The following is a 13,505-nucleotide window of genomic DNA, read 5'->3' as shown; positions in this document are numbered from 1 at the left end:
CTGATTACTGCACGAAGCTGGCGTCGTACAGACTCTTCACGTCCGGCATTTTTTTAATCACGCCCGCGCGCAGCAGCAGTTTGCCCGCTTCATCACTAAAGGTTTCAATTTCACCGCTAAAGAATTTTTTGTTCTCTTCAGGACCGGCCCAGCGCAGGTAGCTGGCGGATTCGGCAAACTCTTTGCCGGTGGATTTCACCGCTGCACCCATGATTTCGTTGGATTTATCCGGCTGTTGTTTGATCATCTCCAGCGCATCGTAGTAGCTGGCCACCAGCGCTTTCGCCGCCTGTGGATGCTCTTTCAGGAAGGTTGGGGTACAGCCGAGCGTATCCATCACCATCGGATAATCCAGCGTGGTGGCGAGGATTTTACCCGCTTTCGGCTGGTTACGAATCACTGACAGGTAAGGTTCATAGGTCACGGCCGCATCGTTTTGCCCGGCAGCGAACGACTGGGCCGCCGCCTGGGGTGCCATCGTCGCCAGCTTAACGTCTTTCATGGTCAGGCCGTTTTTATCCAGCATCCACGCCAGCAGGAAGTATGGTGACGTGCCCGGCGCGTCGACGGCGATGGTTTTGCCTTTCAGATCTTTGATGCTGGTAATATCGCTGCGGGTTGCCAGGCCATCAGCCCCGTAGGATTTATCCAGCTGGACGATTTGCTTGATCGGCACACCGGCCGCATTCCATGAAATATAGGTTTCGACCGTGGTGGCCGCACATTGAATGGTGCCGGAAGCCACCGCAAGATGACGGCTGCTTTGCGGGATCATTTTTACATCGACATCAAGGCCATGCTTTTTGAAGATACCGGCTTTATCTGCCAGCGTCAGCGGAGCAAATCCGGTCCAGCCGGAAATACCGATCGCCACTTTAGTATCCGCAGCCTGCGCGCCGAGCGCAGACCCCAACATAACGGCTACGGTTAACGCACGAACTGCATGTTGCACTGGCTTACCCATCTTCCACTCCTGTCAAAAGGTGATGAAAAACTACAGTTGTATAGGCTTATCTATACAAGCAAAGCAATGGCTGTGCCAGAAAGCAGATCGAGACTGTGCGGCAGCGCACGCGATGATCGGAAAATGCGTTGCACCGTCGCGGAGCAAGCCAGGGAGCGCATTAACCACTTTGGTGCGGTTATACTCTCCGCATCTTAGTTAAAGAAGGAATGCCGTATGACGGTTAAATTACGTCCGCTGGAGCGGGAAGATCTGCACTTTGTGCATCAGTTAGATAACAACGCCAGCGTGATGCGTTATTGGTTCGAGGAGCCGTATGAAGCCTTTGTCGAACTGTCGGACCTGTACAACAAGCATATTCACGACCAGACCGAACGTCGTTTCGTGGTCGAGCATGATGGACAGAAAGCCGGGCTGGTGGAGCTGGTCGAGATTAATCACGTACATCGCCGCGCCGAGTTTCAGATCATTATCGATCCGGCTCATCAGGGCAAAGGACTGGCAACCCAGGCGGCGAAGTTAGCGATGGACTATGGCTTTTCGGTGCTGAATCTCTACAAGCTCTATCTGATTGTCGATCAGGAGAATGAGAAGGCCATCCACATCTACACCAAACTGGGCTTTGAAGTGGAAGGCGTGTTGAAACACGAGTTTTTCATCAACGGTGCGTACCGTAACACCATCCGCATGTGTATCTTTCAGCATCAATATCTGGCGCAGCATAAAACGCCAGGAGCGATGGTGAAGCCAACCGCGCAATAAGCCCGACTGGGGTTTACCCGCGTGCGCCCACCCGGTTAAGAAATGCTTTGGGGTGCTCAGGCTTCAGGTCATACATGCCGCCGTTGAACGGATCGACCAGCAACCAGCCGGGAAAACCGAGCAGCGGAATGTTCCCCAGCAAATACCACAGGTTGGCGCTGCCTTCGATCGGCATCGTCACCGGAACATAACCCGGATTCTCCAGCATCACCAGATAGTGTTTCTTACCGAAATAGCTGCCGGTGGATTTCGCCAGTTCAATGGTCTGGGGGGTAAAGCCCTGCGCCACGGCATGCCCGGTCTCATCCTGCACGGTGAAACGCGCGCCCTGTGGCACGGAGTCAATTCTTACCGATTGCGTTTGGGTGCCAACAATGGTCGCACAGCCGCTTAACAGCAGCGCACAGGCAGGAAGGAGATGTCGCAGGTTCATAGCAGGTCCGCTTCAGGGTCAGAAGGAACAGTCTAAACTGCCCTTCCGCCCTTTTCACTCGCCTCAATCGCGCTATCAGTGGCGCTTTTCGGCGTCTTATTGCGGTTGACAACAGGCGGCAATCGCCGCGATATCCTGCGGCGTGGTGCGACAGCAGCCGCCAATCAGGCGGGCACCGGCCTGCTGCCACTCCGGGAATTTGTCATGCAGCGTGCAGCCCGAGGGTGCCGAATGCCAGGTTTTACTGCTGGCATCGTACTGTTCGCCCGAGTTCGGATAGACCAGCAGCGGCTTATCACACAGCGCCTGCAAGCTACGCAGCGCCGGGGTGACGCTCTCCAGTGCGACACAGTTGATTCCCAGCGCCACCACCTGCGGGGCCGCATTGAGCAGCGCCGCGACTTTGCTGAGCGGTGTACCATCGCTAATATGCTGCGCATCACGCAGCGTGAAGGAGAACCAGGCACTGCTGTCCGGGAACTCCGCCAGCAGGCTGACCAGCGCCTCGGCTTCCGCAAACGACGGCAGCGTCTCACAGGCCAGCAGATCGACGCCCGCCTCAAGCAAGGCCGCGATGCGTGGACGATGGAACGCCTTCATCTCGTCTTCAGGCAATGCATAATCGCCCCGGTATTCCGCCCCATTGGCGAGAAACGCGCCATAAGGCCCCACCGACCCGGCTACCAGCAGTGGCGCGCGGCTGCCAGACGCCGCACGATAATCATCCCGCGCACGTTTTGCCAGCGTGGCACTCTGGCGGATCAGCGCCAGCGCCTGAGTCTCATCCAGGCCACGCTGGGCAAAGCCCTGTGGCGTCGCCTGGTAGCTGGCGGTAATGGCGCAATGGGCACCGGCAGCAAAATAATCGTAATGGACCTGATAGATCAGTTCAGGATTTTCCATCAGCACTTTCGCCGACCATAACGCATCGGCCAGATTACAGCCGCGTGCTTCCAGTTCGGTTGCCAGTGCACCATCAAGGATCAGGGTGTCGGTTTGAGATAGCGCCTGCGCTATCGGGTTACGCCACATCGTTGGCCTCCTCAGCCTGCAAAGATGATTTACGTCGCTGCGTGACATGGTATGCGGCATAACAGAAGAGAACAAACGGAATCCCGCACCACAGCGCAATCCGTTGTGACGGGTCGAAAGCCAGCCCGACACAGGCCAGCCCGCACAGCAGGAAACCGAGGATTGGCGTCAGCGGATAGAGCGGCGCACGATACACCAGATCCTTTAAGGATCCCCCCTGCTGGAGATGGCGACGGCGGAAAACATAATGGGAGGCGCAGATACTGAGCCAGACGGCCACCACGGCAAAACCCGAGATGGCAGACAGCGCGACAAACACCGTATCCGGGGCAATCACGCTGGAGAACAGCGCCAGAAGGCCACCGATCATGCTGATGGTCAGCGCCAGTACCGGAATCCCCCGGCGATTCACCCGGGCAAAACAGCGTGGCAGGGTGTTTTCATTGGCCAGCGACCACAACATCCGCCCCGACGCATACAACCCGGAATTTGCCGCCGACAGGATCGCCGTGAGAATCACGAAGTTGAAGATATCAGCCGCCCAGGGAATACCGATCTTCTCAAACACCAGCACAAACGGACTTTTCACAATCCCGGCTTGATCCATCGGGATCAGCGCCGCCAGCACCAGCACCGTGCCGATAAAGAAGATGATCAGACGCGCCACCGTGGTACGGATCGCCAGCGGCAGGGCTTTTTGCGGCTGCTCGGTTTCCCCGGCAGCGATACCGATCAATTCCGTGCCCGAGAAGGCAAAGTTGACCGCCACCATCGTCATCAGAATCGGCAAAGTGCCGTGCGGCAGCCAGCCCGATGCGGTGAGATTATGCAGGCCGGGCGCTGCGCTGCCGTCCTTCATCGGGATAAAACCAAACATCGCCCCTGCGCCGAGAATAATAAAGGCGACAATGGTGACCACCTTGATAATCGAGAACCAGAATTCCCCTTCGGCAAAGAAGCGGGTCGAGACGATATTCAGCAAATAGATGGCGATACAGAACACCAGACACCACGCCCAGACCGGGATGGTCGGGAACCAGTACTGCATACAAAACCCGGCAGCGGTGAGGCTGGAACCCAGCGCCACCGTCCAGGTGAGCCAGTAGAGCCAGGCAACGGTATAGCCAGTGGCCGGGCTGAGGTAACGCGCAGCATAGACATGGAAAGCCCCGGTTTCCGGCATCGCCACCGCCAGCTCACCGAGACACACCATCACCAACCACACCACCAGCGCACCAATCAGATAGGCCAGCAGCGTACCAGCGGCGCCGGTGGTTGAGATGATGTAGCCGGTGTTAAAGAACAGGCCAGTGCCGATAACGCCCCCCAGCGACAGCATCACCAGATGCCGCACTTTCATGGTGCGTTTAAAGTTTTCCTGCGGAGGATTTTGCTCGGATTGCATTATTTTTATCCATATGGACGTCTAAACATCTACATGGATACAGGGTTATACGCGCCAGCGCCGGGAAATGCAACGTGGCAAAAGGTAAGGATTTTATCAGGTGAGTGCGGCCCCGCACGGGCGGGGCACTGCGTCAGCCGCCGAATACGCCCTGCAAATAGCGCTCCAGCGCGATGCGTGAGCTAAAGCCGTGGGGAATCCCGTAATGTTCCTGAGTATCGCCCGCCAGATAGAGAGGAAATTGCGTGTAATGATCGCAGGTTTTCATTTCTGATGCCGGTTCAGCGAAGTTCAGGCTTTTCTCTTTCAGCGTGGGGTGAATGATCAGTGCCGTGCGCCCCATACGCGCTTCACGGTTGACGTAAACATAGTTGTCGCCACGACGATAGCCATAGATTTTCGGCGTCAGGGTATCCATTTCGAACCCTGCTTTCTCCAGTACGCGCGCAACCTCATCCGGTCGTAAATACATGCTTGCTCCTCTCTGCTCTAGCCTCGCAACCTTACAACAGCCGTGTGGCACAAGGCTTTCGGAATTTTCCATAAAGCCAGGCGAAAACCAGCGTTTGATGATGACTCGTCTACACTAAGTATTACTTTTTAAATCAAAGGGAGCGAAAAATGTTTAATCGAACCAGTAAAAACGATGACATTGATATCAATCAGGATGTGAACGAGCTGGCAGATTCGCTGGAAGCGTTACTGAAATCTTACGGCAGCGAAGCCAAAGATGAGGTAGAAGGCGCGCGCAGCAAAGCCCAGTCACTGCTGAAACAGACCCGCGCCAAACTGAATGGCAACAACCGGGTTTCACAGGCTGCGCGCGATGCGAGCTATCAGGTTGATGCTTATGTTCATGATAAACCCTGGCACGGTGTCGGCATTGGTGCCGCCGTCGGCCTGGTCATTGGGGCGTTGCTGGTATCACGCCGCTAACCATCACATCCCTTCAGAGAGCCTCGCACCCTGCGGGGCTTTTTTGTGTCCAGCGATCACGCCTGGTTCCCCATTGATTGTTCAATTTCCAGCCTGAATTTGCCTTAAATGCCGTGCCCTGCCCTTTTACAAAATTATTTTTTAGCCGGGAAAGCGCATGATCCCTGGCCTTAGGCGAAATCTGAGGTTCGAAATCATAAAACCCTATATCTGGTGGGCTTGACCGCCACAACCACTACATCTAGTATTTACTCCATCAACTCGCTACCAGATGTCAGCAAGGATGAGGCTCGCAGCAGAAGGATTTTTGCTTCGTATCTCGCATCCTGACCACAACCAGAGGGAAATACGAATCATGCGCATTATTATTTACACCAAGAACAACTGTGTCCAGTGCAACGCAACAAAAAATGCCATGGACCGTAATGGCATCGATTACCAGCTGATTAACCTCGACGCACAACCTGAAGCCATCGACAGCCTGAAATCCCTCGGCTATCGCCAGGTCCCGGTGGTGATGACCCAGGATGACCACTGGAGTGGTTTCCGTCCCGATAAAATCGCCAGCCTGCGCCAGCTCGCTGCTGTCGGGGGATAAGGCAATGTTTCCACTGGTGTATTTTTCCAGCCAGTCGGAGAACACGCACCGATTCATCACCCGTCTGGGCCTGCCTGCACAACGCATTCCCGTTGATAGCACGCAGCAACTGCATATTGACCAACCCTATATCCTGGTGGTGCCCAGCTACGGCGGCGGCAGCACGCGAGGTGCGGTGCCCAGACAAGTGATCCAGTTCCTCAATGATGAAGCTAACCGACGCGGTATTCGCGGGGTGATTGCTGCCGGTAACCGCAACTTTGGTGCAGGGTCCTGCCTGGCAGGCGACATCATTGCGCAGAAATGTCAGGTTCCCTATCTCTACCGCTTTGAGTTGATGGGAACCCCCGACGATATCGCTAATGTAAAAGCGGGAGTAACCCAATTTTGGCAACGACAGACACCCTCAACGGCACCGGGCTTGATTACCACGCCCTGAACGCGATGCTGAACCTGTATGACGCTGATGGCCGCATCCAGTTCGATAAAGATCACGAAGCCACACAGCAGTTTTTCCTGCAACACGTTCAGCCAAATACCGTACCCTTCGCCTCAGCGGCGGAGCGTCTGCGCTATCTGGTGGCCGAAGGCTACTACGAAGCGGCAGTGCTGAATCAATACGATTTCACCTTCCTGTGCCAGCTGCACGACGAAGCCGATGCCTGGGGTTTCCGTTTTCATACCTTCCTCGGCGCGTGGAAGTTCTATACCAGCTACACACTGAAAACCTTTGACGGCAAACGTTATCTGGAAACCTTTGAACAGCGCGCCTGCATGGTGGCGCTGACGCTGGCACGCGGCAACGAGCAGCTGGCGCGTGAGCTGCTGGCAGAGATGCTGAGTGGCCGCTTCCAGCCCGCAACGCCCACCTTCCTTAACTGCGGTAAACAGCAGCGCGGTGAGCTGGTCTCCTGCTTCCTGCTGCGTATCGAAGACAATATGGAATCGATTGGTCGCGCGGTGAACTCAGCGTTGCAGCTTTCCAAGCGTGGCGGCGGCGTGGCCTTCCTGCTGTCAAACCTGCGTGAATCCGGTGCACCGATTAAGCGCATCGAAAACCAGTCTTCCGGGGTGATCCCGGTGATGAAAATGCTGGAAGATGCCTTTTCTTACGCCAATCAGCTGGGTGCACGTCAGGGGGCGGGAGCGGTATGGCTGAACGCCCATCACCCGGATATCCTGCGTTTCCTCGATACCAAACGCGAAAACGCCGACGAGAAGATCCGTATCAAAACGCTGTCGCTCGGCGTGGTAATCCCCGATGTCACTTTCCGTCTGGCGAAAGAGAACCGCGAGATGGCGCTGTTTTCACCCTATGACGTGGAACGCATCTACGGCAAGGCATTTGGCGATATCAGCATCAGCGAGCATTACGATGAAATGCTGGCCGATGACCGTATCCGCAAAACCTTTATTCAACCGCGTGATTTCTTCCAGACGCTGGCGGAGATTCAGTTCGAATCCGGCTATCCCTACATCATGTATGAGGACAGCGTAAACCGCAGTAACCCAATCGCCGGTCGCATCAATATGAGCAACCTGTGTTCGGAGATTTTGCAGGTCAATAGCGCCAGTGAGTACCACGACGACCTCAGCTATCGCCGCGTTGGCAAGGATATTTCCTGTAACCTCGGCTCACTCAACATCGCCCATGCCATGGATTCCCGCAATCTGGCGCAAACGGTGGAGGTGGCGGTACGCGCGCTGACCGCCGTATCCGATATGAGCGAAATAAATTCAGTGCCGTCAGTGGCGGAAGGTAACCGTCGTTCACACGCGGTCGGTCTCGGTCAGATGAACCTGCATGGTTATCTGGCGCGTGAAGGGATGGCCTATGGTTCGGAAGAGGCGCTGGACTTCACCAATCTCTATTTTTACTGCGTCACTTATCACGCGGTACGTACTTCGAACCTGCTGGCGCAGGAGCGTAAACAAAGTTTCGATGGTTTTGCGCAGTCAACCTATGCCAGCGGCCATTATTTCGACAAGTACACTGAACGCGCCTGGCAGCCGCGTACCGCACGCGTGGCACAGCTGTTTGCCGATGCCGGTATCGCGTTGCCGACCCAGGCCGACTGGCAGGCTTTGCGTGATGCCGTGATGACGCATGGTTTGTATAACCAGAACCTGCAGGCGATCCCGCCAACCGGTTCCATCTCTTATATCAACCACGCCACCTCGAGCATTCACCCGATTGTGTCGCGTATTGAGATCCGTAAAGAAGGCAAAACCGGACGCGTTTATTACCCGGCACCGTTTATGACCAATGACAATCTGGATTTCTATCAGGACGCGTACCAGATCGGTCCGGAAGCGATTATCGATACCTACGCTGAAGCCACGCAGCATGTGGATCAGGGGCTGTCGTTGACGCTGTTTTTCCGTGATGACGTCACCACGCGCGATATCAATAAAGCGCAGATTTATGCGTGGAAGAAAGGCATCAAAACGCTTTATTACATTCGACTGCGCCAGATGGCGCTTCAAGGCACAGAGGTGCAGGGCTGCGTTTCCTGCGCCCTGTGATGAAAACTATGCGATTAAATCAAATTCAAGCGATTAACTGGAACCGCATTCAGGACGAGAAAGACCTTGAGGTGTGGAACCGTCTGACCAGCAACTTCTGGCTACCGGAAAAAGTGCCGTTATCTAACGATCTGCCCGCCTGGCAGACGCTGGATAAACAGCAGCAGCAGCTGACCATTCGCGTGTTTACCGGCCTGACACTGCTCGATACCATTCAAAACGTGATTGGCGCGCCAGGGCTGATGGAAGATGCGCTGACGCCACATGAAGAAGCGGTGCTGTCCAACGTCAGCTTTATGGAAGCGGTGCATGCGCGCTCCTACAGCTCGATTTTTTCCACCCTGTGCAACACGGCGGATGTGGATGCCGCCTATCGCTGGAGTGAAGAAAACGAAGCGCTGCAAAACAAAGCGAAAATTGTGCTGGAGCATTATCGCGCTGACGATCCGCTGAAAAAGAAAATTGCCAGCGTGTTTCTCGAATCGTTCCTGTTCTACTCCGGCTTCTGGTTGCCAATGTACTGGTCAAGCCGCGGTAAGCTGACTAACACCGCCGATTTGATTCGTCTGATCATCCGCGACGAAGCGGTGCACGGTTATTACATCGGTTATAAGTATCAGAAAGCGCTGGAAAATGTGGATGATGCACGCCGTGAAGAGTTACAGCAATTCGCCATCGAACTGCTGCTGGCCCTGTACGAAAACGAGGTGGTGTATACCGAAGCGCTGTATGCCGATGTTGGCTGGGCGGAAGAGGTGAAAACTTTCCTGCATTACAACGCCAATAAGGCGCTGATGAACCTCGGTTATGAAGCGTTATTCCCGGCGGAGCTGACCACCGTCAACCCGGCGATTCTGTCTGCGCTGTCACCGAATGCCGATGAAAACCACGATTTCTTCTCGGGTTCTGGCTCCTCCTACGTGATGGGTAAAGCGGTAGAAACCGAAGACGAAGACTGGAACTTTTAATCCTTTCATATCGGGCTGGCCTCAGCCCGATATTTCCCCTTGCTGCTGTTGGTTATTTCCCCGTTATTTACCCTTTATAACTTCATTCTATTGTCATTTTATCGTCATTCAAATGGTCCATATATCGCCAGCTAAAGCGTGATTTATCACCTTTCAGACAATTATTTCCGTCCAGACGGCATAAATTCGGAAAAAAAATACGAAAAAATTGAACCCCCCTCATCCCTTGTGAGCACTGGAATTGCACGCCATTTCATCCAGCAGCGCGCAACGAATATCGGCCGCAAGGGTTGTCAGATATTCTCATTATGTTACGGTATAGGCCGCTTAATTTTAATCAGGGCCACAACAAGAAATAGCGAAACATCAATTAACCAGGAATTTAATTACTGCATGGCAATTAAACTCGAAGTAAAGAATTTATATAAGATATTTGGTGATCACCCGGAAAGGGCATTTAAACATATTGATAACGGTGAGGGTAAAGAGGCAATCCTGGCGAAAACCGGACTCTCTCTCGGCGTTAAGAATGCCAGTCTGGCCATTGAAGAAGGCGAGATCTTCGTCATCATGGGGCTTTCAGGTTCAGGTAAGTCCACCATGGTTCGCCTTCTCAATCGTCTGATCGAGCCGACACGCGGCCAGGTGATTATTGACGGTGTCGATATTGCGAAAATATCGGAAGCCGAACTGCGCGAAGTGCGCAGAAATAAAATCAGCATGGTATTTCAGTCATTTGCCCTGATGCCACATATGACGGTATTAAATAATACCGCCTTCGGCATGGAATTAGCGGGCGTCGCATTGCAAGAGCGTCAGGAAAAAGCGCTGGAAGCATTGCGTCAGGTTGGATTGGAAAATTATGCCCATGCGTACCCGGATGAGCTTTCCGGTGGTATGCGTCAGCGTGTTGGATTAGCCCGCGCACTGGCAATCAATCCCGATATATTGTTGATGGATGAAGCCTTCTCCGCACTCGATCCGCTTATTCGTACTGAAATGCAGGATGAGCTGGTGAAATTGCAGGCAAAACATCAGCGTACCATTGTGTTTATTTCCCACGATCTCGATGAAGCGATGCGTATTGGCGATCGCATTGCCATTATGCAGGGCGGCGAAGTGGTGCAGGTCGGCACGCCGGATGAAATTCTTAATAATCCGGCCAACGATTATGTCCGTACCTTCTTCCGTGGCGTCGATATCAGCCATGTATTTAGTGCCAAAGATATTGCGCGTCGTACTGCCGGGGCACTGATCCGTAAAGCGGCCGGTCTTGGTCCGCGCTCAGCGATTAAGCTGTTGCAGGATGAAGATCGCGATTTTGGTTATGTGCTGGAAAAACAGAAATTTATTGGCGTGGTCTCGACCGATTCGCTGAAAGCGGCGTTAGCGGCTGGCGATGGACTGGACAGCGCGCTGCTGGACATTGCTGCGGTTCCTGCGGACACCTCACTGAATGATTTGCTCTCCCATGTGGCTCAGGCACCTTGTGCCGTGCCGGTAGTGGGTGAAGAAAATCAATATGTTGGTGTTATTTCGAAAAGCACGCTGCTGCGCGCTTTAGATCGTGAAGGAGCCTGAGAATGAGTGAACAAAACAGCAACCCGTGGGATAGCGCCAGCCAGGCTGCCACCCCTGATAACAGCGCGGCGGCCAGCAGTAGCGATCCCTGGTCAACCGGGGCCAGCAGCACGCCCGCCGATAGCGGTGCTGCCGCTGCCAGTAGCGGCGGTCATGACGCGGCCAGCAGTGCAGCAAGCAGCGACTGGCTGAGCAGTGCGCCTGCGCCGCAGCCCGAACATTTTAATATCATGGACCCGTTCCATAAGACCATGATCCCCCTCGACAGCTGGGTGACCGAGGGCATCGACTGGGTGGTTAACCACTTCCGTCCGGTGTTCCAGGGCATCCGCGTGCCGGTGGATTACATTCTCAGCGCCTTCCAGCAACTGCTGCTGGGGATGCCGGCGCCGGTAGCGATTATCGTGTTTGCGCTGATTGCCTGGCAGATCGCCAGCCCGGCGATGGGTATTGCCACCCTGATTTCGTTGGTGTTGATTGGCGCGATTGGTGCCTGGTCGCAGGCAATGGTGACGCTGGCGCTGGTACTCACCGCCCTGCTGTTCTGCATCATTATTGGTTTGCCACTCGGCATCTGGCTGGCACGCAGCGAACGTGCTGCCCGTATCATCCGGCCGCTGCTTGATGCGATGCAAACCACCCCGGCCTTCGTCTATCTGGTGCCGATTGTGATGTTGTTCGGTATCGGTAACGTCCCGGGTGTGGTAGTGACCATTATCTTTGCGCTGCCGCCGATTGTGCGCCTGACCATTCTGGGGATCAAACAAGTCCCGGCTGATCTGATTGAAGCCAGTGAATCCTTTGGTGCCAGCCCGCGTCAGATGTTGTTCAAAGTGCAGCTGCCGCTGGCAATGCCGACCATTATGGCCGGGGTTAACCAGACGCTGATGCTGGCGCTGTCGATGGTAGTAATCGCCTCGATGATTGCCGTCGGTGGTCTTGGTCAGATGGTACTGCGCGGGATTGGTCGTCTTGATATGGGCCTCGCCACTGTCGGCGGTGTCGGTATCGTAATCCTCGCCATTATTCTCGACCGTCTGACCCAGTCAGTCGGCCGTGACAGCCGCAGCCGTGGCAATCGCCACTGGTACAGCACCGGCCCGATCGGCCTGCTGATGCGCCCTTTCAGTAAAAACAAGTAATCCATTTGGGCGGCACCTTGTGGCCGCCCGTCTCCGACGCCACACGTAAAATAAGGAATGACTATGCGCAAGACAGCTCTATTCGCTGCCGTCCTGACGACGTTCGCCGTGACGCACGTGTCCGCCGCCGACCTGCCGGGTAAAGGCATTACCGTTAAGCCGGTGCAGAGCACCATCTCAGAAGAAACCTTTCAGACGCTGCTGGTGAGCCGCGCGCTGGAAAAACTGGGCTACACCGTAGATAAGCCAAGTGAGGTCGATTACAACGTCGGTTACACCTCAATTGCCGAAGGTGATGCCACCTTTACCGCCGTGAACTGGCAGCCGCTGCACGATGATATGTACAAAGCCGCCGGTGGCGACCAGAAGTTCTACCGTGAAGGCACCTACGTGACTGGCGCGGCACAGGGCTATCTGATCGACAAAAAGACTGCAGAAAAATATCACATCAACAATTTTGCCCAGTTAAAAGATCCGAAGATTGCGAAATTGTTCGATACCAATGGTGACGGCAAGGCTGACCTGACCGGATGTACGCCGGGCTGGGGCTGCGAAGCAGTGATTAATCACCAGATCAACGCCTATGGCCTGAGCAATACCGTGGAACATAATCAGGGTAACTACTCCGCGATGATCGCCGATACCATCACCCGATTTAAGCAGGGTAAACCGATTCTGTACTACACCTGGACGCCGTACTGGGTGAGCGACGTACTGAAGCCGGGTAAAGATGTGGTATGGCTGCAGGTGCCGTTCTCATCACTGCCAGGCGAGCAAAAGAATGTCGATACCAAACTGGCCAACGGTGCTAACTACGGTTTCCCGGTGAATACCATGCACATCGTTGCTAACAAAGCCTGGGCTGAGAAAAACCCGGCAGCGGCGAAACTGTTTGCTGAGATGAAACTGCCGATTACCGATATCAATGCGGAAAACGCCGCCATGCATAGCGGACAAGCTTCGGAAGATGACATCAACCGCCACGTCGACGGCTGGATCAAAGGCCATCAGGCTGAATTCGATAAGTGGGTGCAGGACGCACTGGCCGCCGCGAAGTAATTGCACAGGAAGGCCATTTAAAGCACGCTGCGTAGCGGCACGATTTATCGTGTCGCTACGGCAGATGCTGGCATGAAACAACATCTGGAAATAATTCCA

14 protein-coding genes are annotated in these 13,505 nt (G+C 54.6%); 9 read left to right on the top strand and 5 right to left on the bottom strand.

Annotated elements, in window-relative coordinates:
- Nucleotides 1–4 precede the first annotated feature (4 nt).
- Nucleotides 5–964, bottom strand: a complete 960-nt coding sequence (locus RCF31_RS17970) for an ABC transporter substrate-binding protein (RefSeq protein WP_409521665.1) — start codon at nucleotides 962–964, stop codon at nucleotides 5–7.
- Nucleotides 965–1,180: 216 nt separating this feature from the next.
- Between RCF31_RS17970 and speG the strand changes: the two genes are divergently transcribed.
- Complete coding sequence (gene speG / locus RCF31_RS17965) at nucleotides 1,181–1,726, top strand: spermidine N1-acetyltransferase (RefSeq protein ID WP_299449660.1); 546 nt, start codon at nucleotides 1,181–1,183, stop codon at nucleotides 1,724–1,726.
- A gap of 13 nt (nucleotides 1,727–1,739) precedes the next feature.
- Here speG and RCF31_RS17960 read toward each other — a convergent pair whose 3' ends face one another.
- The 4 genes from RCF31_RS17960 to RCF31_RS17945 form a co-directional block, all read right to left on the bottom strand.
- On the bottom strand, nucleotides 1,740–2,159 hold the full coding sequence (locus tag RCF31_RS17960; RefSeq protein WP_299449659.1) for a hypothetical protein: 420 nt from the start codon (nucleotides 2,157–2,159) through the stop codon (nucleotides 1,740–1,742).
- A gap of 96 nt (nucleotides 2,160–2,255) precedes the next feature.
- Nucleotides 2,256–3,191: a homocysteine S-methyltransferase gene (mmuM, locus tag RCF31_RS17955; protein ID WP_416411859.1), complete on the bottom strand. Its 936-nt coding sequence runs from the start codon at nucleotides 3,189–3,191 to the stop codon at nucleotides 2,256–2,258.
- Entirely contained in the window at nucleotides 3,181–4,596 is a 1,416-nt protein-coding gene (mmuP, locus tag RCF31_RS17950; protein ID WP_416411858.1) for an S-methylmethionine permease, read from the bottom strand. The genes mmuM and mmuP overlap by 11 nt, the downstream gene beginning before the upstream one ends.
- A 133-nt stretch (nucleotides 4,597–4,729) precedes the next feature.
- A complete protein-coding gene (locus RCF31_RS17945; RefSeq protein ID WP_084876393.1) occupies nucleotides 4,730–5,068 on the bottom strand; it encodes a DUF2002 family protein in 339 nt (112 codons plus the stop codon).
- 149 nt (nucleotides 5,069–5,217) lie between these two features.
- Here RCF31_RS17945 and RCF31_RS17940 point away from each other — a divergent pair, with 149 nt between their 5' ends.
- The 8 genes from RCF31_RS17940 (at nucleotide 5,218) to proX (ending at nucleotide 13,406) form a co-directional block, all read left to right on the top strand.
- Entirely contained in the window at nucleotides 5,218–5,532 is a 315-nt protein-coding gene (locus RCF31_RS17940) for a DUF883 family protein (protein WP_313683324.1), read from the top strand.
- A 355-nt stretch (nucleotides 5,533–5,887) separates the two neighbouring features.
- Nucleotides 5,888–6,130 (top strand): redoxin NrdH, encoded by a 243-nt coding sequence (locus RCF31_RS17935; RefSeq protein WP_299449653.1) that lies wholly within the window; start codon nucleotides 5,888–5,890, stop codon nucleotides 6,128–6,130.
- Between the two features lie 4 nt (nucleotides 6,131–6,134).
- On the top strand, nucleotides 6,135–6,569 hold the full coding sequence (nrdI, locus tag RCF31_RS17930; RefSeq protein ID WP_416411857.1) for a class Ib ribonucleoside-diphosphate reductase assembly flavoprotein NrdI: 435 nt from the start codon (nucleotides 6,135–6,137) through the stop codon (nucleotides 6,567–6,569).
- A 5-nt stretch (nucleotides 6,570–6,574) separates the two neighbouring features.
- The gene (gene nrdE / locus RCF31_RS17925; RefSeq protein WP_299449674.1) at nucleotides 6,575–8,656 is read left to right on the top strand and encodes a class 1b ribonucleoside-diphosphate reductase subunit alpha; all 2,082 of its coding nucleotides are present in this window, start codon (nucleotides 6,575–6,577) and stop codon (nucleotides 8,654–8,656) included.
- An 8-nt stretch (nucleotides 8,657–8,664) separates the two neighbouring features.
- A complete protein-coding gene (nrdF, locus tag RCF31_RS17920) occupies nucleotides 8,665–9,624 on the top strand; it encodes a class 1b ribonucleoside-diphosphate reductase subunit beta (protein WP_084878550.1) in 960 nt (319 codons plus the stop codon).
- Nucleotides 9,625–10,017: 393 nt separating this feature from the next.
- Nucleotides 10,018–11,205 carry a glycine betaine/L-proline ABC transporter ATP-binding protein ProV gene (proV, locus tag RCF31_RS17915; RefSeq protein ID WP_299449648.1) on the top strand — a complete coding sequence of 396 codons (1,188 nt, stop codon included), beginning with the start codon at nucleotides 10,018–10,020 and terminating at the stop codon, nucleotides 11,203–11,205.
- A 2-nt stretch (nucleotides 11,206–11,207) separates the two neighbouring features.
- Nucleotides 11,208–12,347, top strand: a complete 1,140-nt coding sequence (gene proW, locus RCF31_RS17910) for a glycine betaine/L-proline ABC transporter permease ProW (RefSeq protein ID WP_416411856.1) — start codon at nucleotides 11,208–11,210, stop codon at nucleotides 12,345–12,347.
- Between the two features lie 63 nt (nucleotides 12,348–12,410).
- Nucleotides 12,411–13,406, top strand: coding sequence for a glycine betaine/L-proline ABC transporter substrate-binding protein ProX (gene proX / locus RCF31_RS17905; RefSeq protein WP_416411855.1), 996 nt, complete (start codon nucleotides 12,411–12,413; stop codon nucleotides 13,404–13,406).
- Nucleotides 13,407–13,505: the final 99 nt, after the last annotated feature.

It is taken from the genome of Pantoea sp. App145, assembly GCF_047947045.1.
Taxonomy (GTDB): domain Bacteria; phylum Pseudomonadota; class Gammaproteobacteria; order Enterobacterales; family Enterobacteriaceae; genus Pantoea.
The sequence above is the reverse complement of the archived record's forward strand: the minus strand, read 5'-3'. Positions and strand labels throughout refer to the sequence as shown.

Excerpts from the sequence above, each read along its gene's own strand:
- RCF31_RS17970 (WP_409521665.1), bottom strand. The coding sequence starts at position 964 with ATGGGTAAGCCAGTGCAACATGCAGTTCGTGCGTTAACCGTAGCCGTT.
- speG (WP_299449660.1), top strand. The coding sequence starts at position 1,181 with ATGACGGTTAAATTACGTCCGCTGGAGCGGGAAGATCTGCACTTTGTG.
- RCF31_RS17960 (WP_299449659.1), bottom strand. The coding sequence starts at position 2,159 with ATGAACCTGCGACATCTCCTTCCTGCCTGTGCGCTGCTGTTAAGCGGC.
- mmuM (WP_416411859.1), bottom strand. The coding sequence starts at position 3,191 with ATGTGGCGTAACCCGATAGCGCAGGCGCTATCTCAAACCGACACCCTG.
- mmuP (WP_416411858.1), bottom strand. The coding sequence starts at position 4,596 with ATGCAATCCGAGCAAAATCCTCCGCAGGAAAACTTTAAACGCACCATG.
- RCF31_RS17945 (WP_084876393.1), bottom strand. The coding sequence starts at position 5,068 with ATGTATTTACGACCGGATGAGGTTGCGCGCGTACTGGAGAAAGCAGGG.
- RCF31_RS17940 (WP_313683324.1), top strand. The coding sequence starts at position 5,218 with ATGTTTAATCGAACCAGTAAAAACGATGACATTGATATCAATCAGGAT.
- RCF31_RS17935 (WP_299449653.1), top strand. The coding sequence starts at position 5,888 with ATGCGCATTATTATTTACACCAAGAACAACTGTGTCCAGTGCAACGCA.
- nrdI (WP_416411857.1), top strand. The coding sequence starts at position 6,135 with ATGTTTCCACTGGTGTATTTTTCCAGCCAGTCGGAGAACACGCACCGA.
- nrdE (WP_299449674.1), top strand. The coding sequence starts at position 6,575 with ATGCTGAACCTGTATGACGCTGATGGCCGCATCCAGTTCGATAAAGAT.
- nrdF (WP_084878550.1), top strand. The coding sequence starts at position 8,665 with ATGCGATTAAATCAAATTCAAGCGATTAACTGGAACCGCATTCAGGAC.
- proV (WP_299449648.1), top strand. The coding sequence starts at position 10,018 with ATGGCAATTAAACTCGAAGTAAAGAATTTATATAAGATATTTGGTGAT.
- proW (WP_416411856.1), top strand. The coding sequence starts at position 11,208 with ATGAGTGAACAAAACAGCAACCCGTGGGATAGCGCCAGCCAGGCTGCC.
- proX (WP_416411855.1), top strand. The coding sequence starts at position 12,411 with ATGCGCAAGACAGCTCTATTCGCTGCCGTCCTGACGACGTTCGCCGTG.